The organism is Moritella sp. PE36, assembly GCF_000170855.1.
Taxonomy (GTDB): domain Bacteria; phylum Pseudomonadota; class Gammaproteobacteria; order Enterobacterales; family Moritellaceae; genus Moritella.
The window spans coordinates 1-19,779 of sequence record NZ_ABCQ01000047.1; the positions used below are offsets into that span (position 1 = coordinate 1).

Consider the following 19,779-nt stretch of genomic DNA (forward strand, 5'->3'; position numbering starts at 1 on the left):
ATATAAGTCGTACATAGAGGGAGCTTTAAATGATGTGCCGGCTGAAGCTATCATTCTGTAGTTTTCAACAAATTCCCAACCAGCAGCTAAACCCCACGTTGTATTCCCGCCAAATGCTTCATTATCATCGAAACGAATCGAGCCATCAATGGTAACTGAAGATATCTCATAAACTGCCGTTGTGAATACGCCGGTATTATAGCGAGAGACTACACCTTCAACTTTTTCACCATCATCTTCAACTTGATCATCGCGCCAGTCTAAACCAGTGTTTAATAATAATGAATCCGATAATACAAATGAATTGATAAAGCTGACATTATGTTGCTTAGTAAAAAGTGTACTGCTCGCATTATTATAATCGCCACCCGCTTCATACTGATATGATTTATTTTCACCGAATGAATAACTTAACGAGCCGAAATAGTTATCACGGCTATATTTAACACCGGTAATAACCGATGTCGTTTCTAGCCACTGCTCTTTTTTCAAATGGACTTCCGGTCCCCACTGGGATGCGGTACTAGATTTATCATATTCTGACGTACTCTGTGAGTATCGAGTATTAATAAAAGTATTTAACTGCGACGACAATTTATAATCCAAACCGAGTAACACATCTCTGTTTTCAAACCCATGTTTATCACCATCATTAACCCCTACTACTGGTTTAGAATTATAACCTTCACTATCATCATAACCGAGCCCAAAATTCACGTGCAGTTTGTCAGTTAAATCTGTGGATAAGAATAAATCTGCTTCATAATACTTATCAGAGCCTATTCCAGCAGATATTTGCTTAATATTCTCACCTTGTTGACCACGCGTAATAATATTAATCACACCACTAATCGCATCAGAACCATAAATGGCACCACGAGGTCCACGGACAACTTCAATTGTTTCTATTTGGCTAACAGGGATCTTACTGAAATCAACACCAGCGGTGATACTCGATGGTAAACGAATACCATCAATGAGTACTAAGACATGCTTAGATTCAGAACCACGCATGAAAACAGAAGTTACACCACCACGGCCACCATACTGGCCAATATCAATACCTGGTACCATTCTTAGGAGTTCAGGTACGGATTTAGCCATGCTTAACTCAATATCATCACGGGTGATTACAGTAACAGGTGCAAGTACATCAGAAATGGCTTGTTCGACGCGGTTGGCAGTAACAACAGTTACTTCTTCATTTGTAATAGATGGATCTTGGGCAAGAGCAGCAAACGGCAAGAGTGCAGTTGCTAAAAGTTTTTTAGACATTGTAAATTTTTCCTATTTACGCGTAGAAAAAGAAGCCGAATCGTTCAGCTAGATAGAGTATTAATTATTTTATTAATTACTCAGGTTCCATATTGGAGACCGGCCTTAAGTGCGAAGCACCATTACCGTTGCGCGACAGGTTCAGATTCTCACTGAATTCCTCCAATAAACATGTCATCAGCTAAGAGATAAAACTCTAGACTTGATAAGCAGCGGGATTATAGAGTCATGCTAAATAAATGTATATTGATAATGCTGTTATTATTAATCAAGGTTTCATAACGCCAAAGATTCCTTCTTTCAACTTGCTCTACAGGAGGCTAGCCGGATTAGTAAGTAAAATGTACTGGACAAACAATATTTGGGTCTTACAATCCCTACTCTTTTGTTTAGTATCTAACTACGGTGAGTCCACATGATCGAAATGCATCCCGATAACTATCAATCACAGCTTGACGACAAAGCAGCTCGTCAGCGTGAAATATTTAAAAAATTCTCACCACCTGAACTAGAAGTTTTTGATTCTCCAGCTGAAAACTATCGTTTACGTGCGGAATTTCGTGTTTGGCATGATGGCGACGATCTTTATTACATTATGTTTGATAAAGAAACTAAGCAAAAAATTAAAATCGATTATTTCCTGCCTGGTAGTAAATTGATTAACGAGATCATGCCTGCATTACTCTTTGAACTAAAAAAATCAAACTTATTACGCTTCAAACTTTTCCAAGTCGATTTTTTATCCACACTAAGCGGTGAACTGTTAGTCAGCTTGCTCTACCATCGCCAATTAAGTGATGAATGGATCACTGAAGCAAAAGCACTAAAAGAAAAACTAAGTGAACACTTCAACATCGACATTATTGGCCGAGCTAGAAAACAAAAAGTCGTATTAGATCGTGAGTTCGTGGTGGAAGAACTTAACGTTGCAGGTAAAAAATTAAAATACAAACAAGTTGAAAATAGCTTCACACAACCAAATGGTATCGTGAATCAAAAAATGCTTGAGTGGTCATTAGACGTGACTAAAAATTGTAGCGGTGATTTACTGGAGCTGTATTGTGGTAATGGTAACTTCTCAATCGCACTTGCGCCAAACTTCGAAAAAGTATTAGCAACAGAAATATCTAAATCATCGGTTCAATCAGCACAATACAATATTGCTGAAAATGGCTTAGATAATTTAACTATCTTACGCTTATCAGCTGAAGAGTTTACTATTGCAATTAATGGTGAGCGTGAGTTCAATCGCCTTAAGGCTGCAAACGTTGATTTAACAACGTTCAATTGCAACACTATCTTTGTCGACCCTCCACGTGCAGGTCTGGATGCTGACACAGTTAAAATGGTGCAAGGGTACGATAATATCGTTTACATTTCTTGTAGCCCTGAGACATTAAGTGACAATCTAGAGGCATTGAGCCAAACGCATACTATTGAACGTTTTGCACTATTCGACCAATTTCCGTATACCCATCATGTTGAGTCTGGCGTTTACTTAGTCAAAAAATAATACACTAACTATGAATAGTCCCCGTTATAAAAAAGGGGATTATTCGCATCAATTAAAAATAAATAAATTACATCAAACCTTTAAACATAGTAACAAACCGCTAGATCGCCACTTTTTTTCTATAAACCTCAGTCAAGATCAAATTGTTCACATCAATGTTCACAAAATAATGTAACTTTGTTGATCAAATCATCAATTCCTGCAAATAATAATCCCGAACTAACGAAGTTGTAACATTTCATTTTTAAAGGATTATTTTATGAATATTAAAAAACTCTCTGTTTTAAGCTCACTTATTTTAGCTACAGCAGGAGTTCAAGCAGAGCAATTTTTCACGGATACGAGTATTTCCGCTCTGTATGGGACAAGTTTCGAGGCCTATGATTTCGGTAATAGTCAAAATGTGCAATATGATACCGCTGTATTAACGATTGAAAACGTGTCAGCCCATAACTGGGGCGATACATTTCTATTCATCGATATAACAAACAACCAGAGTCCGTCGACTGATGGTGTTGATGACGTTTACGGTGAATTGAGTGGTCGCTTAAGTTTGTCTTATTTAACTAATAGTGATTTAAGTTTTGGACCAATTAAAGACGTATTACTTGCTGGAGCTTATGAATACGGTGGTGGTGTAAGTGCAAATAATAAACTGTATGGTGTAGGTTTAGCGTTAGCCGTTCCAGCATTTCAATATGTTAATGTAAATACTTATTACGTCGATAACCAAACACTATATAGCGACGTGGCTGATTTACAATTAACTGTCACTTGGGGATTACCATTTACAATTGCCAGTACAAGTTGGGTATTTGACGGTTTTATTGATTGGTCAACAGCAGAATCAGATCACAACGCTGATTTCCACTTTAACCCACAACTGAAAATAGACTTGGGTGAATTAATCGGGGCGGGAAAAGGTAACATAGAAATGGGTGTTGAATATTCATACTGGATAAATAAATACGGCATAGCTGAAATGGATGATGAAAATGCATTTAGTCTGTTAGCTAAATTCCATTTTTAAATAATATCATGGCAAATTAGCGCTTAGAACTCTGAAGGTCAGTTCGATATAATTGACCTTTTCGATTGCTAGGCTAGTCCTTAAATAATGTTGATACTTATTTATCAGCGGACACTGAATAGAAAAAAGCCCGTTAACAACGATGTATTATCTAGGAATAAACAGTGTTGATAACAGGCTTTTTATAAATTTGAAATTACGCTTGTGCTTTACGATCAAATACACCAACCGTCTTGGCAACCCAAACCGACAAACCAAGTACCAACATTAAAGGTAAAAAGTTACTGCCCAGTTCTGGATACTCCATACGTACAAACGTGGTATATGTCAGCACACCTATCACAAATAAACCTAACGATGATTTACTTATATGACTCTCAATTGCGCTCGTCATGTAAACCTGATACCAATTATAAGCCACCAGCACTAATGCAATAAGAGGAAAAATACTGAAGGCAACCTCACTTGTCGTCAACGTTGCAAACGTTGCATTACCGCATAAACCAGCTAGAAAAGAAAAATATAATGGTTTATAACCTGCTTGATTCTTTGTCGTCATTTAGCTACCTCGATGTTAGAGTTTACAGCGTAATACCTCTTGTCATTTTTAATACCGCTGCGCCTTTTGCAATCATTCTCAACTGCATTATAGTACGTTCGGACAATGCCTGACGCTCTTCGTTCGATAAATCGAGCGATTCTGCACCCGCATTAAAAACAATTGTGACCATTGCCTCAGATTGGATCGTCGCTTCATCTCGGCTTAACTTTGTTGAGCGCTCAACATAATCAGTAAGTTCGTGACTAAAATGACGTAATTCACGTGAGACAGCGGCACGGAACGCAGCGGAAGTGCCAGAACGTTCACGTAACAATACTCGGAAAATATTTGGATTCTGTTCAACAAACTCCATAAATGTTTCTACCGATGTTTGTATTACACTCCCACCGGTTTCGATACGTTGTCGCGCTTGGCGCATCAGTTGTCTTAATGTCAGACCACCTTCATCAACCATGGTTAACCCTAATTCTTCCATATCGCAAAAATGACGATAAAAAGACGTAGGAGCGATCCCTGCCTCACGTGCGACTTCACGTAAGCTCAAATTTGAATAGCTGCGTTCCGCAGTCACTAATCGAAATGACGCATTGATCAGCGAACGGCGGGTTCTTTCTTTTTGCTGGGCTCTAATTCCGGTCATAATTTTAAAGTCATTTATTAAGAAGTTGTTAACACTGATATTATAATACTACTTTCGACAGTATCAGTAACTAACTTATTACTTCGCCTACCTAGCACATCAAAAATAAACAATAACTAAGTATAACAACGACGCGCGTAAACAAATGGTTACAGCCACCTAAATAAGCATCATAAATGCACAAGACCCTAGTTTAACAGCGTAAAACCCCACCTTCAACTCAAATTCAAGCAGTATAGTTTGACTTAAATGCGTTAAAATAGCATATTACCCGTAAATATTTAGTTACAAAATACACTTATAGTAAATTAAAGTTTACACGGAGAGTTATGTCGACCATCAGTACAACAATAGATACCGCTAAACGCGGTCAGTTTAGTTCAAGATTTGGTTTCATCATGGCAGCCGCAGGGTCTGCTGTTGGTGTTGGTAATATTTGGGGCTTTCCAACTCAAGCAGCCAGTAACGGTGGTGGTGCTTTTTTACTCGTGTATCTTGTACTGATCTTTATGCTTGGTTATCCGATGCTAATTGCAGAGTTGATGATCGGTCGTCACGGACAAACAAACCCAGCGAATGCCTTAAGTAAACTTGCCAAGACCAAAAGTGTGAAACTAATCGGTATTACAATTGGTCTTGCAGCGATTATTACCTCCGCACTTATTTTCTCGTTCTATGGTATTTTATCGGGCTGGTTTATCAGTAACACGCTGGCACCGATTGCTGAAATGATGGGGGCAACAACAACCGCTAACTGGTTAGTTGATATGTCTCTATCACGTAACGTGATATTTACTGTAATATTCGCCATACTCACGATCTTAGTGATCCAACAAGGTGTACAAGACGGTATCGAAAAATGGTCGAAACGTTTAATGCCACTTCTGTTTTTAATGCTGATTGCGGCAATGCTTTATATTGTCACTCAACCTGGCGCTGAGTTAGGACTACGGGCATTACTTATCCCAGACTTTAGCCGCATTATGGATCGTGACGTACTGATTGCGGCACTCGGTCAAACATTCTTCTCACTATCATTAGGCAGTGGTTGCATGATGGTATACGGCTCTTACTTAAACAAAAAAGAAAATATTGCTAAATTAGCCGCGCAAGTAACCTTGATGGATACCGCTGTCGCGTTTGTTGCAGGTATGGTGGTCCTACCGGCGATGTATGTCGCTGCCCATAATGGGGTTGAGATCTTCGCAGCTGACGGCAGCCTACTGAGTTCAGATACCCTCGTATTTACGGTATTACCGGCATTATTTGCAACGATGGGCGCAGCACAATACCCAGTATCCGTACTATTCTTTGCGTTATTATTTGTGGCGGCATTAACATCGGCAATTGGCATGATGGAGTCACCAACAAGTTACCTGACAGAGCGTACGTCAATGACGCGCAAGAAAGCAGCCTGTATCGTTGGTACTATCGTCACAAGCCTAAGCTTAGTGATTGTCTTTAACTTCTCAACACTGTTTGGTTTTGTTATTACGCTAACAACACAATACGCACAGCCACTTATTAGTTTAGGTGTGGCGGTCTTCGCAGGTTGGGTTTGGAGTCGTAAAGGCCTAATGGCAGAGATCAGAGAGCAAGAAGGGGTAACAGAGCATTCTATTTTCTGGAAGATCTGGCCTGTGTACGTGAAGTTTGTTTGTCCAGTATTAGTACTTATCCTGGTATTCACATCATTCCAATAGATTAGCAAACCGTTCAATGAATAATAAAAAGGTCAGCAATATGCTGACCTTTTCTATATTCGCTATAAAACTAATATATTTAACCCGTTAAGATCTCAGACCATGTCAAATTACGGTCTCCGAGTACAATAAAGTCTGGATTTTTTAAAGTATCACGCTGATTGTAAGATAATGGGTTTAAATTCAAATCAAGAATAGCACCGCCGGCTTCTGCAACGATACATTGTGTACCCGCTGTATCCCACTCACCAGTAATACCGAAGCGTATATAACAATCCGCTTTACCTTCTGCCACTAAGCAGCCTTTTAAACTAGCAGAACCCAGAGATTGTAACTCTAAGTCAATATCATCCGCGACGAGGTTACGAATGTTATCAGGGTTCTGAACGCGGCTCACAACGACATTTAAACTTGTTAGTGGCTTGGGACAGGTATGACTGAATATTTTCTCTTCACCGTCTCGGGTTTCTTTATATGCGCCTTCACCATCAACAGCCCAATATAAGACATCATCTTTAGGACCATAAATCATACCCAAGATAGGTTTGTTGTTGTGCACTAGTGCAATGATCGTCGCAAAATCACCACTGCGAGAGATAAACTCTTGGGTGCCATCTAACGGATCTAATAACCAATATGTATCCCACGATTGGCGCTCGGCTATGGCGATATCACAATCTTCTTCAGACAAGATTGGAATGTCAGGCGTCAGTAACGCCAGTTGGGTTGATAAATAATTGTGAGCGGCGATATCAGCACTGGTGACAGGCGTATGATCAAGTTTCATTTCTTGCTCAAACTCGCCCGACTGATAGATATCATAAATAACAGCACCAGTGGCGCGTGCAATTTTTTTTAACTCTGGAATTAAGGTCATTATTTGCATATCGCACTTCCTACTTCATTCTCGCCATTGCTTAATGATTTAGTATTACTTATCTAATTGTTTAAGGGCAAGTAATAATGCACAAATAGCACGAGATTCTGTGATCTCATCATTATCAAGAAGTTCATTTGCCCTCGCTAGTGGCCACTTTATAATTTCGAGTGGTTCAGGCTCGTCACCTTCACACGATTCCGGATACAGATCTTGTGCGAGATAAATCTGCATCCGCGCAGAGAAATAGCTCGGAGCCAAATTAACTTCTTTCAGTAAGGTTAATGTTTTAGCACCAACACCAACCTCTTCCATCAATTCTCGATTCGCGGCGGCCAGTGCCGTTTCACCTTTATCGATCGCCCCTTTGGGGAAACCCAGTTCATAGTTTTCAGTACCCACTGCATATTCACGGATCAAAATAAGATTGTCGTCAGCATCGATAGGTACCATCATCACCGCGCCGTAACCACCACCCTTCATTCTTTCGTAGGTACGCTCAACGCCATTCGAAAAACGCAATGCGACAGACTCGACTTTAAATAATCGACTTTCAGCGACAATACTAGTGCGTAATATTTCAGGTTTTTGATGTGTCATTTTATGTTGCATCCTTGTCATAACGCTTATACGTTATATAGCAATATTATATTCGCCCAGCGTAATGGATCTTATACTCGCCCTTGGCATTTTCTTTGCCCACATAGCGTAGATTGCTGCGTATTGATTGCGGTAATTCATTACTTGGTACCAGTACTGCAGATAGGCTGTATTTGCCTTTATTTTCTAACTTAGCGATACCGGATATTTTAAGCTGATTAGAACTCTGTTTGATATTAGCAACAATGGCACCATTATCGCAGGTTAAGTTAGCGACGGCAGAATCAATTTCAACGTTACCTAATAATGACTCGATAGCCGCATTAGACCAACTTAACTGACCATCGAGTTGTTCACACCAAGGTTGTCCTTGCTGCATATCTGTAATCGTTAACTTAACGTTCCCTTTCGTCGTTACCGGTAATGGCGCATTACTTGCGCTGATAAGCCATTCAGAGCTTGCTGTAGCCGTGAAATCTTGAACATAAACGCCTGCACTTGAATAACCTAATTCACCGCGCCCACGTAAACTATTTTTGCCACGACCGAATTCCACATAGACTTGCGCCGACCCTGTCAACAACGCGAGCACAGATGTATCCCAACGTACATCTTCAACCTCAATATTATTGAAAGATACCCGCTTAGCTTCGCCTTGCCATACAGTACCTTCAACTTGACTTATCATCACGTTAGCGGGTAATGGTACATAGGATAATGCCAATGTGGCCGGTAATGTGCCGACCAAAAAAGAGCCATAAGCAACGATAACAAAACATAGTCCTATCAGTTTATTTCTCATGGTCTTGTTCCTAACTGTAATCGACGTACTTTAACCATACCTTTAGCGTCCGAAACACTCAAATCGATATTTTGGATCTCAATACCATATTGTTTGTTTAATCGTTCTAACCAAGCGGTGAATTGGTTAAAGTTAACATCATCAATCCATATCTGCAGGGTATCTGATTTTGCTTGGATACGCGTGATCACGATCTGATTACGTGCAGCGCTACGACTCACTAATTGGTTTAAATCGCCAGCTTCAGAACGCTTACCTTTGCCGCCCTGTAAGTCCATGATCTTTTGCCCAATAACCTTCACATCAGCCAGCGTTTGCGTTTGTACATTCACTTTTCGCTGGGTATTGATAATGTCATGTTGTAACGGTTGCCAAAGTAACCAATAACCACAGGCAAGCACCAAAGTAACGATTAATATACTAATGAGCTGTTTTTCTTTTTGCTCTAATTGTTGCCAATATGCCTTCATTTTTTACCCTTAATATCAAGCGTACCCTGAACTCGACCATCTCGCTGACTTAACGTCCCTTGAGCAACATCAAATTGTGTTGATAATGATGATTTAAGTTTATCAAACACTTGAAAATCTGCTGCACTTGCTTGTAATCGTATTGTCGCTTGCTTGGTATCATAGCGAACAGAAATAGGCTTAATACCCGGTAACTGTTTAAAGGCCGGAGTTAACTGACTCAGCATCACTAAGAAGCCCGAGTTATCGCCACCACCCCGTAAATCATTTAATCGACTCTGCATTTGTTTTTTAACTAAACGCGTATTCAAACGCATTTTCTTCGGCTTAAACACCGTTTTATACACTTGCCTAATCTCGTTGTCTAACGCCGATTGTTGTTGCTCTAATTTATTTAAGGTGACAAATTGATTCACAAATATCATCACCATGGCCAAGCTGGCAGCGATAGCCGTACCGCGCCATAATTTTAATGCCACATTTTCTTCACGTACAACTTTATACTGACCTTGTAATAAATTATAGCGACTGGCAATCGCCCCCTCGGCACACAACTTCATCGGCAGTTCAATCTGACCTTGCTGCCAGTTATCTAACGCAAGAGCATCAAGAGGAGAATAACTCATCACTGTTGGTATGTTATTGACACCCTCATCTTCTGGGTACTCAGTGGTGGCTAATACGAACGTTAACAACTCACTTTCAATACATAACCCTTGCGTTGGCGTCTGCCTAATTAACCATTGTCCATCTAGTTCGATCGCACTCCAGTGCGCTTCATTGTAAGGTAATGTTAAAGCATCAGGAATGTATTGCTCACAGACCAATTCAGCATCTGCTAACCAAGTTTGCCACTGTTGCATCTTGTCGTGTGCAATAACGGCAACAGAAACTGTATTCGCGGCTTTATCCAAAACAGCAAAATGTAATTTATCAATATCACTGCTCAATTCTTGTTCTAGCATATAGGGCAGTGCATTGAGTAATTGTTTATTACTACGTCCTGGTAGTTCCACCTTTTTAAAAGTGATATCACAACTTGGCACTAATGCGATGATCGGCCGGCCACCAGCTCGTGATTTAAGTTCAATCAGATCTTCTGCACTGGTCAAAATACCGGACGCAATAATCTCGCGCTCGACTGTTGACCATACTAACCAATGTATTGCTTGTCGACTTTCACTGCCAAGCCTAACTACTAACTGCTCGCTCATTGAGCTCCTCCGAATTGTCGACGAATGACATAAACTGCATCTTTGCTTTCAGCTTTAAATACCGATTCAACCTTAATGGTGGCACTCGCAAATTCAGCCTGTAATAGTGCAATAAAATAGCTACTTTTTACATCAACGACACTTTTTTCTGTCGCACTCATTTCAAGTCCTTTCAATGTTGCTAACGCCCAAAAATCCGCCGTTGTTCCCCAGCCACTGCTTGGTCGTTGCTCCAATATTGTTTTAGCGATATCTAATGATAGTTTCCCGGTAAATAATCCCGCTAATACTTCCGGCTTATCTACAGCAATGGTATTCACGTTAATCTTTAAGCTAGCCGTTGGTAACGCACAAAGATAAGGGCGAACCTTGCGGTAAATAACTTGGTTAAACCCTTTTATCGCCCGTAATTCACTGATGTTTAGCAATCGTTGATTACCTGCTTGATAGGGATAATCAAGCGACTCATAATAAGCATCTTCAACACCGTAACTCGACACCACGTTAGTATCAGCGTCAATCCAATCACGTAATGCGTCACTCAATTGCTCTGCTTCATAGGCACCTAATTCTAGCTGTTCTAGCAGGTTTCGAAACTGACGTACGGCTAATGGGGCCTGACCTTCTTTATCTTCACCAGTCACAGCATTAACATTAAAGCAGGCTTGCATATCAAAAACCTGACCACCAATCTGGCCATTCTCAACCGGGTATACCATGCCCTCAACAGCCCAGTACTGATCTAAGTTGATGGTATCATCATCTTTTAATGCTTGCTTTAAGCCTTTCTCAACCAAGGCTTCAGCACCATAGGCATACCACAAGGCTTGCTGATGCGTAATAATGTTACTGGTACGGCGTAATTCCAGCTGTAAGCGCGACGACATATTACTGGCAATGATCACCATAACAGCAAGAATGAGTAACACGGTCAGCAGTGCAATTCCGCGCTGTTTAGAGGCTTTTCTCATTAGCTTTCGTCCTCTTCATTACTACTATCATTATCAACGGTGGCTTTAGGTAATAAGAATAAACGTTCAATTTCACCAAAACGCTTTAATGTAAACGTTACTTTTACGCCATCAGGTAAGGCGGTTTTATTGGTCCAAGTCTCGGCCCATTTATTCTCGTGGTAAAACTCAAAGTTCATGGCTTCGACATTGGATAAAATTAACTTTCTCTTTGGCTCTTCACCGGTAGCAGGGTCTAAATAGACATAACTTAACCGCTCTAAATGCGCATCTTTAACTCGGTATATTACCCGCTGTAATGAAGAGCGTGGCAGCTGTGATAAGGGATTACGCCAACCACTGCGTATAAATGCAATACCATCGTCATCGCTGTCAAACATAAATTTTCCAGCTTGTAATGGCATTGCCGTTAATTCGTCATCACTGCGATTATGACGGGCATTCATTTGTTGAAAATCACGCTCTACAATAACCATAGCCCGTTGCAGTTGCTTTAGTGCATCACCGCGGTCTCTCGAGATCTCATCACTGCGTAACACACCTTGTAGTACTTGATAAGCCCCAAGACTGAGCAGTGCAAAGATGGCGATGGCAATCATCATCTCGATCAGCGTAAAGCCACGTTGCTTGATGGTAGGTTGTCGTGTCATCTTAGCGCACCACATAAGTGAGTAAGTGACTAACGGTTGATTCAAATGCCTTATCTGTTGCTACTTCGACAGTGACCCCCACAAAGTCACTGCTGTCTGTCGCTTCAGCTTTGTAGCGCCAATACCAAGTTCGTCCGGCTAGTTCAGTCTTACCTTTGCGCCATGATTTCCCCGGTATTGTTTTAGCGATTTTTAATTCCGTTAAGGTATTACTCGCGACCCAGCTAGCAAACGTCTTTTCTTCCAAATAGGCCAAGCTGCTGAGATTTTCGGTCGCGACTTTCATCACGGCCAGACCTGCTGTGGCAAAAACCGCCATCGCAACCATGACTTCGAGTAACGTCATACCCGCTTGTTTAATAAACATTGAGTGGCCTGAACGTGGTTTCATCAAAATCCATCCATCGTCGAATTAATCATTAAGTCACCGTATTCATCAAATTGGACCTTGATACTACTATCACCAAGATCGGCATCTATGTAGGTAAACGTCAACGTAAAATCAGTAATTTCACCGCTTGAATAAATAAAGATATCGGGTTCGATGCGTGCTTGTTTATCATCCCCTTCAAATAACCCACCGTTATCCTCAAACAAACCATCATCGTCAGCAAACAGCTTACGATCACCTAACAAGCTCCCTTGCGCGGTTAATCCGGCAAGCTCCAGAGAAAGCAGCATGTCCTCTTGCAATTCTTTCTTAGCAAAAAACTTAGAGTCATTAAATGCTGACCATTTATCATTGTCATCCAAATACACAAATTGATAGTGCTGCTCTTCAATAACGATCCCCATCTCAATACTACTGAGTAACGCTTCTTCTTCGGCAAGTTCTAGTACACCGATAAAACGGGCAGCTTCTTTTTTGAGGTGTTGATCCGGACCTGCACTGCTCATCGTCATGATGACACCTGACACAGTCATGCCCATTAAGAATATAACTAACATTATCTCTAATAGTGTAAAGCCAGATTCTTGATGAGTACGATCTTGCATTATGTACCTTTGGTCGTTATTGATATGCATACAGATAAAATTGGCATTAACATCGGCTGCGTTCAAGGTGGATAAAGAAAGGCACAGAAAATAGCCTGTGCCTGAATAAAACGATTAATTACTTCTCATGCATGTTCCAGTTGCCGATGTCGTCATCAGAACCTTCTTCACCATCTAAACCGATAGAATAAATATCAACCTGGCCATTTTCACCGGGGCTAACTAACAGGTATTCATTACCCCAAGGGTCTTGAGGTAGGCGTTTGATATAACCACCAGTACGGTAATCTCTTGGTTCAGGATCTACATCAGGCTCTGCAACTAATGCATCCAAACCTTGTTCTGTTGTTGGATAACGACTGTTGTCTAACTTATACATATCCATCGCATTTTCTAACGCGACGATATCGGATACTACTTTTTGACGATCCGCTTTTTCTTTATTACCTAACAAATTAGGGATAACCATTGATGCAAGAACCCCTAATATCACGATCACAACCATGATCTCTAACAGGGTGAAACCTGACATATTCCGTTTTTTATTATTCATAACATCCTCTACTTAAAATAAAAATCTAACCTGCAACCATCTGGTTTAAAGACAAAATAGGTTGAAGAATTGCCATCACGATAAATAATACAACAAACGACATACTCACCACCAGCAAGGGTTGAAAAATGCCTAAGGCCATCGCAACTTGCGCTTCAAACAGCGAATCTTGGTTATCAGCCGCGCGCTCTAACATCGGACCTAATTCACCACTTTGTTCACCACTGGCGATCATATGCAGCATCATTGGCGGAAATAATTTTGTTTCCGTTAATGCAGCTCTTAAACTGGTCCCTTCTCGAACACGACTCGTCGCGGCTTCCACTAATTTACGCGCATGCATATTGGTTAATACCTGCCCTGCAATCGACATACTTTCCAGTAGCGGTACTGCACTGGCATTCAAAATACTTAACGTACGCGCAAAACGCGCCGTATTGACACCACGACTTATCTTACCAATGACAGGTACTTTTAATAATCGTTCATCAAATGCCAAACGATACTGCGGTTTCAATAACAGCCGCTTCACACCGATAATAGCCAGTACAATAATAACAACGACAGCCAAGCCATAATCACTGACAAAATCAGATAACGCGATCAGTATTTGCGTGATTTGTGGTAACTCTTGTCCCATGTGTTGGAATTGACCAACCACTTTAGGCACAACACTGGTTAACAGTAATGACACCACACCAATAGCCACCAGCGTTAACATCACCGGATAGATCATGGCTTGTGTGAGTTGACTCGCCATTTTTTGACGCTGTTCGGTATAATCAGCCAAGCGATTAAGTACTTTGTCTAAGTGACCTGACTTTTCGCCTGATGCCACCATCGAACAATACAAATCGTCAAAGGCATGCGGGAACTCAGCAAAACTTTCCGCTAATGTATGCCCTTCAACAACGCGGCTACGCACGGCTAAGATCATATTCTGAATACGCGGTTGTTCACTTTGTTCTGCCACCGCTTTTAATGATTCTTCTAGCGGTAAGGATGCAGCAATTAATGTGGATAACTGACGGGTTAATAACGCCATATCCGCCGTACTAATACCGCGTTTAAATGAAAACAACCCTGCCGCTTGTTTCTTTTCCGCCGCTGCAGACATTTCCACTTCTAGGGGGGTTAAGCCTTTCTCGCGCAATAAACTACGCGCTTGCTTTGGGCCATCGGCTTCCACCACCCCTTTTTTCTTTTTACCTTTTTGATCAATCGCTAAATAAGAAAATGCAGGCATGCTTATCCCTCTCTTGTCACACGGAGTACTTCTTCTAAGGTGGTGACACCTTCGAGTACTTTAGCGAGGCCATCTTGACGGATACTGGGGGTGAATGGGCGAATATGCCGCTCGACAATCTGTTCACCGGCACCACTGTGGATCATGTCTCGTACATCTTCATCGACAATTAATAATTCATGAATACCAGTTCGACCACGGTAACCTGTTTGATTACAGTTTTCACAACCTTTAGGATGATAAATTATCGTCGCGTCAGCCACACGATTAGAAGCTAGCTGCTCAAGTTCGCGTTCTGTTGGCGGCGCGCCCTCTCGACAATCAGCACACAGCGTTCGTACTAATCGTTGTGCTAGTACACCCAATATACTTGACGACAATAAGAAGGGCTCTAATCCCATATCACGTAAACGCGTGACGGCACCTACTGCGGTATTGGTGTGTAAGGTGGATAATACCAGGTGACCGGTTAAACTGGCTTGTACAGCAATCTGCGCCGTTTCTAAGTCACGGATCTCACCAATCATCACCACATCGGGATCTTGACGTAAAATTGCCCGTAAACCACGTGAGAAGGTCATATCTACTTTCGGATTAACCTGCGTTTGACCAATACCATCAAGTTGATATTCCACCGGATCTTCTACTGTTAAGATATTACGATCTCTACTGTTAATTTCCGATAGAGCGGCATATAAGGTGGTACTTTTACCCGAACCTGTAGGTCCAGTTACTAAAATAATACCGTGCGGTTTATGAATCAGTTCCGACATCTTATTTCGGTTATCTAACGTCATCCCCAAATGCTTTAATTCTAATTTAGCGTTGTTCTTATCGAGTAAACGCATTACTACGCGCTCACCAAAACTCGATGGTAGGGTTGATACACGCACGTCAACACCGCGTCCACCAATTCGTAGCGAAATACGGCCATCTTGGGGAACTCGTTTTTCCGCGATATCCATTTTTGACATAACTTTGATCCGTGATATTAACAGAGATGCTAATTTCCGATTCGGTTTCAAAATTTCTCTTAATACCCCGTCGATGCGGAAGCGGATCACCAGTGCACGTTCGAATGTTTCAACATGAATATCTGAAGCACCTTCTTTAATCGCCTCACTGAGCATGGCATTGATCAGTTTAATGATCGGCGCATCATCATCGGACTCCAACAAATCTTCTTCGGTTGGCAACTCCTCGGCTAACGTAAAGAAATCCACTTCATTACCAATGTCCTGCATTAATTGCCGAGCTTCTGATGAGTCACGTTGAAACACGTCGGTCAGTTTTAATTCAAATGCTTCATCATCTAACAACGCCAATTGAAATACTTGACCAAGGTTACGGCGTACTTCAAGTACCGTCGACGGGGAGACATCGGCTTTGTGATATAACACCCAGCCCTGTTCAACTTCACTTAACACCACACCAAATTTTTTGGCGAACGAAAAAGGTAAGCGTTCGCTTTCACTTACCTCGGCATAGTCCTGAGTACTCATCTACTCAGCCTCATTTTGCTGTGATTCAATATCCGTCACTTCTGACTCTGATCTAACATCAAACTGTACCGTCTTGTTATCTTGCTGTTCCAAGTACTTACGCAGTTCCGGCGAAATCACCCGCTCTTGATTAAACTTAGGTAATACGGGTACATCGCTATACGGCATTAACGCTACACCATCTTCTTGTCGTAACAGCTGATGTGCACGTATTAGGCTATATTTACGGTTACTCACGCCACGAATCGACGCATTATCGCGAATAATAGTGGCCTTGATGAAGATCATCAAATTCCGTTTTTTCGTACTTGATGATGTTGACTTAAACAAGTTACCAATCCAAGGGATATCCCCTAACCAAGGCACCTTAGATACACTTTCAATCACTTGTTCGTCAAGTAAACCACCAATTACGACTGTCTGGCCACTGTCGGCTAAAATAGTGGTATTGACCTGGCGCTTGGCAAAGGTCACATCCACTGAGGTCGAGCCCAGTACTTGTGAAACTTCTTGCTCAATAGTGAGCTGAACCGCATCACCTTCATTGATCTGCGGCGTGACTGTTAATTTAATTCCCACTTCCCGACGCTCTACGGTCTGGAACGGGTTATCGTTACCGGAGCTTGCAGACGAGCCAGTAATCACCGGCACTTCTTCACCGACGATAAATGACGCTTCTTGATTATCGAGCGTCATGATACTTGGCGTCGCCAGAATGTTAGAATTAGAATCATTCGCAGATGCTTGAATTATAGCGCCGAAGCTTTTCGCACTGTTCATTACCCCTAATGCTAAACCGTTCACCCCACTTAACGCTGCTGCTAAAGTGGAAATATCACCAGTGGTTGTAGACGTCGTGCTTGTTGGATTACCTTGAGCATCAGTACCTGTTGTTGTCGTTGTCGTATCTTGCGCATCATAAATACCCGCGCCAATCGTTGTTAGTGGCACTTGCGTACCATTATTGTATTGAGTACCCCCCGCTTCAGATAACCATTGAACGCCAAAGTTAATGCCGTCGCCTTCCGAAATTTCAACAATAATCGCTTCAACTAAGACTTGCGCGCGGCGGATATCAAGTTGATTAATCACTTGTTGCAGAGTGCGCATCACATCTGGTTGCGCGGTGATCACCAAGGCATTGGTATCTTCATGTGCCTCAATCCCGAGAACGGAATTAGACTTAGACTTACTTTTAGACGAGCCTGATTTGGTCGATGTGATCGAGTTGCTCACCCCTTTTAATACATCAGCGACTTCTTTGGCATTCGCATATTTCAAATAAATAACCCGGGTATTACCGGTAGTTTCTAATTCACTGTCTAATTTTTGGATCAAGCTTGCAACCCGTTGACGGGCTTTGGGGTCGCCACTGATCACCACGGCATTAGTACGGTCATCCGCCACAATTTTAGGCTGTAAGATACTCGGTATCTTCGACTTGCCATTGCCTTTGGTTAGGCTATCAATGATCCGTACCATCTCACTGGCAGATGCATATTTAAGATGAATAATATCGACTTCTTGATCACCGGCTTTATCCACACGGCGGACAATTTCAACTAAACGATTAACCACCGCAGCACGGCCTGTCAGCATTAATACATTCGACGGTTCATAATGCACCACATTACCGCCACCGGCATTATCGTTTAATTGGCGTAATAACGGCGACAGTTCACGCACTGATACATTATGTACAGGTACCACACGCGTCACCATTTCATCACCCTTACCAGGATTGTGATCGTCAACCACAGGGATGCTTGAGGTCTTCGCGGCTTTGCTTTTAATGACTTTAAGTACACCATTGTCCATCTTCACAACGGCATAGCCATACACATCTAATACATTAAGAAAAAACTGATAATACTGCTCTTCATTTAGCAGATCATAACTGCGCACATTGACCTTGCCACGTACACTTGGATCAATAATCACGGTTTTATTTAAGTTTTTACCCACGACATTAATAAATTCATTAATATCTGTGCCTTTAAAACTCGCAGAATAGTCGGCAGCCATGGCCATACCACTCAAGCCCAGCAGTATACCTGCAGATAAGCTTGTTAATTTTTTTCCAACATTATTAAGGTTCATCTTTATCCTTAGCTACCTAAAATTTATACAGCTCAAATGGCTACTCTGGCATACTTAAATAAATACTGTGTAATTGCCCATCGCGTTCAACCGTTAGCGACATTTCGGTCAAATCTTTCAGTTGCTTTGCGACTTCCATTGCTTGGCGGGTATCCGTTAAATCATATCCATTTAACGATACGGCGAGATCATTGGGTTTTAAACCAACTTCTTTAAATAATTCACGATTCTTGCCGGGATTGACACGATAGCCAGATAATTTACCGTTTTTACGAACAGGTGAAATACGGACATAATCGGTAATACTGGCGGGGTTTTTTAATAGGGTTTTACGTAGATTAGAAAGATCTCTAGGTGCTTTCCCGGTGCTTGTTTGATGAGATGGTCGTTGGCTGCTTTCACGGCTAAATTCTTCACCGTCTAGCATCAATGTTTCTAAATTACCTTGATATTCAATGATCACACGATCAGGGTTAACCTGCTTTAGCCTAGCGTTGGTCGAGCCTATCTCATCATCAATCGCATACGTTTCTTGCTTACCTTTATATTCAATAATAGCTAACGCTCGACTTGGTTCACTGCTAGCAACAAGTCCAACTAACGTTAAGCGTAAGCGCGTTTTCGGGGCATCTATATTTTGTACCACAACAGCGGCTTGTTTATCCGTTGCTTGTTTGCCAAACAAGTTTAACTGGCGGAGGGTATTTAATTCATAATTGTTGACTTGATTACTAGCACGACTAGATGTCGGTTGCCACCATGTTGCAGAACCTGATGTTGTCGGCCATAGTTGCCAAGTTAACAACGCTGATTGATAACAAAATACCGTCAGCAACAAATAACAACAAAAGGTCGCGATTTGTTTTTGTGGTAGCTTGATAACAAACTGCTTAAGCACATCTAGATTGTCCATTCTGGCATTATCCTAATACAACATCATTTAAAAATAAGCTACGTTCATTAACAGAACAATACTAGCCTTATGGTTTTGTCCGTACAAGCCCTATCACAACAAAAGTAGAAAAATCAGTCTACTAATTAAAATTAAACTCATACTCACTAAATACTTTTAACA

Annotated in this window: 20 protein-coding genes; 3 read left to right on the forward strand and 17 right to left on the reverse strand. The window is 41.4% G+C overall.

Annotated features, from left to right (window positions below; all coding sequences use genetic code 11):
* A partial coding sequence (locus tag PE36_RS18685) for a TonB-dependent receptor domain-containing protein (protein WP_006033634.1) occupies positions 1-1,275 on the reverse strand: 1,275 nt, incomplete at its 3' end.
* Between the two features lie 415 nt (positions 1,276-1,690).
* Here PE36_RS18685 and trmA point away from each other — a divergent pair.
* Both trmA and PE36_RS18695 read left to right on the forward strand, forming a co-directional pair.
* Positions 1,691-2,788, forward strand: a complete 1,098-nt coding sequence (gene trmA, locus PE36_RS18690) for a tRNA (uridine(54)-C5)-methyltransferase TrmA (RefSeq protein WP_006033635.1) — start codon at positions 1,691-1,693, stop codon at positions 2,786-2,788.
* Positions 2,789-3,047: 259 nt separating this feature from the next.
* On the forward strand, positions 3,048-3,818 hold the full coding sequence (locus PE36_RS18695) for a DUF5020 family protein (RefSeq protein ID WP_006033636.1): 771 nt from the start codon (positions 3,048-3,050) through the stop codon (positions 3,816-3,818).
* Between the two features lie 196 nt (positions 3,819-4,014).
* Here PE36_RS18695 and PE36_RS18700 read toward each other — a convergent pair whose 3' ends face one another.
* Positions 4,015-4,377: a DUF1422 family protein gene (locus PE36_RS18700; RefSeq protein WP_006033637.1), complete on the reverse strand. Its 363-nt coding sequence runs from the start codon at positions 4,375-4,377 to the stop codon at positions 4,015-4,017.
* Between the two features lie 22 nt (positions 4,378-4,399).
* Entirely contained in the window at positions 4,400-5,020 is a 621-nt protein-coding gene (gene fabR, locus PE36_RS18705) for an HTH-type transcriptional repressor FabR (RefSeq protein WP_006033638.1), read from the reverse strand.
* A gap of 329 nt (positions 5,021-5,349) precedes the next feature.
* On the opposite strand from fabR, the gene PE36_RS18710 reads away from it, so the two are divergent.
* Positions 5,350-6,723, forward strand: a complete 1,374-nt coding sequence (locus tag PE36_RS18710) for a sodium-dependent transporter (protein WP_006033639.1) — start codon at positions 5,350-5,352, stop codon at positions 6,721-6,723.
* Positions 6,724-6,802: 79 nt separating this feature from the next.
* On the opposite strand, the gene cysQ is transcribed toward PE36_RS18710, so the two are convergent.
* The 14 genes from cysQ to gspC all read right to left on the reverse strand — a co-directional run bounded on the left by cysQ (position 6,803) and on the right by gspC (position 19,617).
* The gene (gene cysQ, locus PE36_RS18715; RefSeq protein WP_043994806.1) at positions 6,803-7,609 is read right to left on the reverse strand and encodes a 3'(2'),5'-bisphosphate nucleotidase CysQ; all 807 of its coding nucleotides are present in this window, start codon (positions 7,607-7,609) and stop codon (positions 6,803-6,805) included.
* A gap of 45 nt (positions 7,610-7,654) precedes the next feature.
* Positions 7,655-8,200: an ADP compounds hydrolase NudE gene (gene nudE / locus PE36_RS18720; protein WP_043994807.1), complete on the reverse strand. Its 546-nt coding sequence runs from the start codon at positions 8,198-8,200 to the stop codon at positions 7,655-7,657.
* A gap of 46 nt (positions 8,201-8,246) precedes the next feature.
* The gene (locus PE36_RS18725) at positions 8,247-9,002 is read right to left on the reverse strand and encodes a type II secretion system protein N (RefSeq protein WP_006033642.1); all 756 of its coding nucleotides are present in this window, start codon (positions 9,000-9,002) and stop codon (positions 8,247-8,249) included.
* On the reverse strand, positions 8,999-9,472 hold the full coding sequence (gene gspM / locus PE36_RS18730; RefSeq protein ID WP_006033643.1) for a type II secretion system protein GspM: 474 nt from the start codon (positions 9,470-9,472) through the stop codon (positions 8,999-9,001). The genes PE36_RS18725 and gspM overlap by 4 nt, the downstream gene beginning before the upstream one ends.
* Positions 9,469-10,686, reverse strand: coding sequence for a type II secretion system protein GspL (gene gspL, locus PE36_RS18735; RefSeq protein ID WP_006033644.1), 1,218 nt, complete (start codon positions 10,684-10,686; stop codon positions 9,469-9,471). Before gspL ends, gspM begins: the two co-directional genes overlap by 4 nt.
* Positions 10,683-11,657 (reverse strand): type II secretion system minor pseudopilin GspK, encoded by a 975-nt coding sequence (gspK, locus tag PE36_RS18740; protein WP_006033645.1) that lies wholly within the window; start codon positions 11,655-11,657, stop codon positions 10,683-10,685. Before gspK ends, gspL begins: the two co-directional genes overlap by 4 nt.
* Complete coding sequence (gspJ, locus tag PE36_RS18745) at positions 11,657-12,307, reverse strand: type II secretion system minor pseudopilin GspJ (protein ID WP_006033646.1); 651 nt, start codon at positions 12,305-12,307, stop codon at positions 11,657-11,659. The genes gspK and gspJ overlap by 1 nt, the downstream gene beginning before the upstream one ends.
* A gap of 1 nt (position 12,308) precedes the next feature.
* Entirely contained in the window at positions 12,309-12,698 is a 390-nt protein-coding gene (gene gspI, locus PE36_RS18750; protein ID WP_006033647.1) for a type II secretion system minor pseudopilin GspI, read from the reverse strand.
* Positions 12,698-13,303 carry a type II secretion system minor pseudopilin GspH gene (gene gspH, locus PE36_RS18755; RefSeq protein ID WP_006033648.1) on the reverse strand — a complete coding sequence of 202 codons (606 nt, stop codon included), beginning with the start codon at positions 13,301-13,303 and terminating at the stop codon, positions 12,698-12,700. Before gspH ends, gspI begins: the two co-directional genes overlap by 1 nt.
* 118 nt (positions 13,304-13,421) lie before the next feature.
* Entirely contained in the window at positions 13,422-13,856 is a 435-nt protein-coding gene (gene gspG, locus PE36_RS18760; RefSeq protein ID WP_006033649.1) for a type II secretion system major pseudopilin GspG, read from the reverse strand.
* A 25-nt stretch (positions 13,857-13,881) separates the two neighbouring features.
* The gene (gspF, locus tag PE36_RS18765) at positions 13,882-15,102 is read right to left on the reverse strand and encodes a type II secretion system inner membrane protein GspF (RefSeq protein ID WP_006033650.1); all 1,221 of its coding nucleotides are present in this window, start codon (positions 15,100-15,102) and stop codon (positions 13,882-13,884) included.
* A gap of 2 nt (positions 15,103-15,104) precedes the next feature.
* Positions 15,105-16,604: a type II secretion system ATPase GspE gene (gene gspE / locus PE36_RS18770; protein ID WP_006033651.1), complete on the reverse strand. Its 1,500-nt coding sequence runs from the start codon at positions 16,602-16,604 to the stop codon at positions 15,105-15,107.
* Positions 16,605-18,704: a type II secretion system secretin GspD gene (gspD, locus tag PE36_RS18775; RefSeq protein WP_006033652.1), complete on the reverse strand. Its 2,100-nt coding sequence runs from the start codon at positions 18,702-18,704 to the stop codon at positions 16,605-16,607.
* A 40-nt stretch (positions 18,705-18,744) separates the two neighbouring features.
* Positions 18,745-19,617: a type II secretion system protein GspC gene (gene gspC / locus PE36_RS18780; RefSeq protein ID WP_006033653.1), complete on the reverse strand. Its 873-nt coding sequence runs from the start codon at positions 19,615-19,617 to the stop codon at positions 18,745-18,747.
* Between the last annotated feature and the right edge of the window lie 162 nt (positions 19,618-19,779).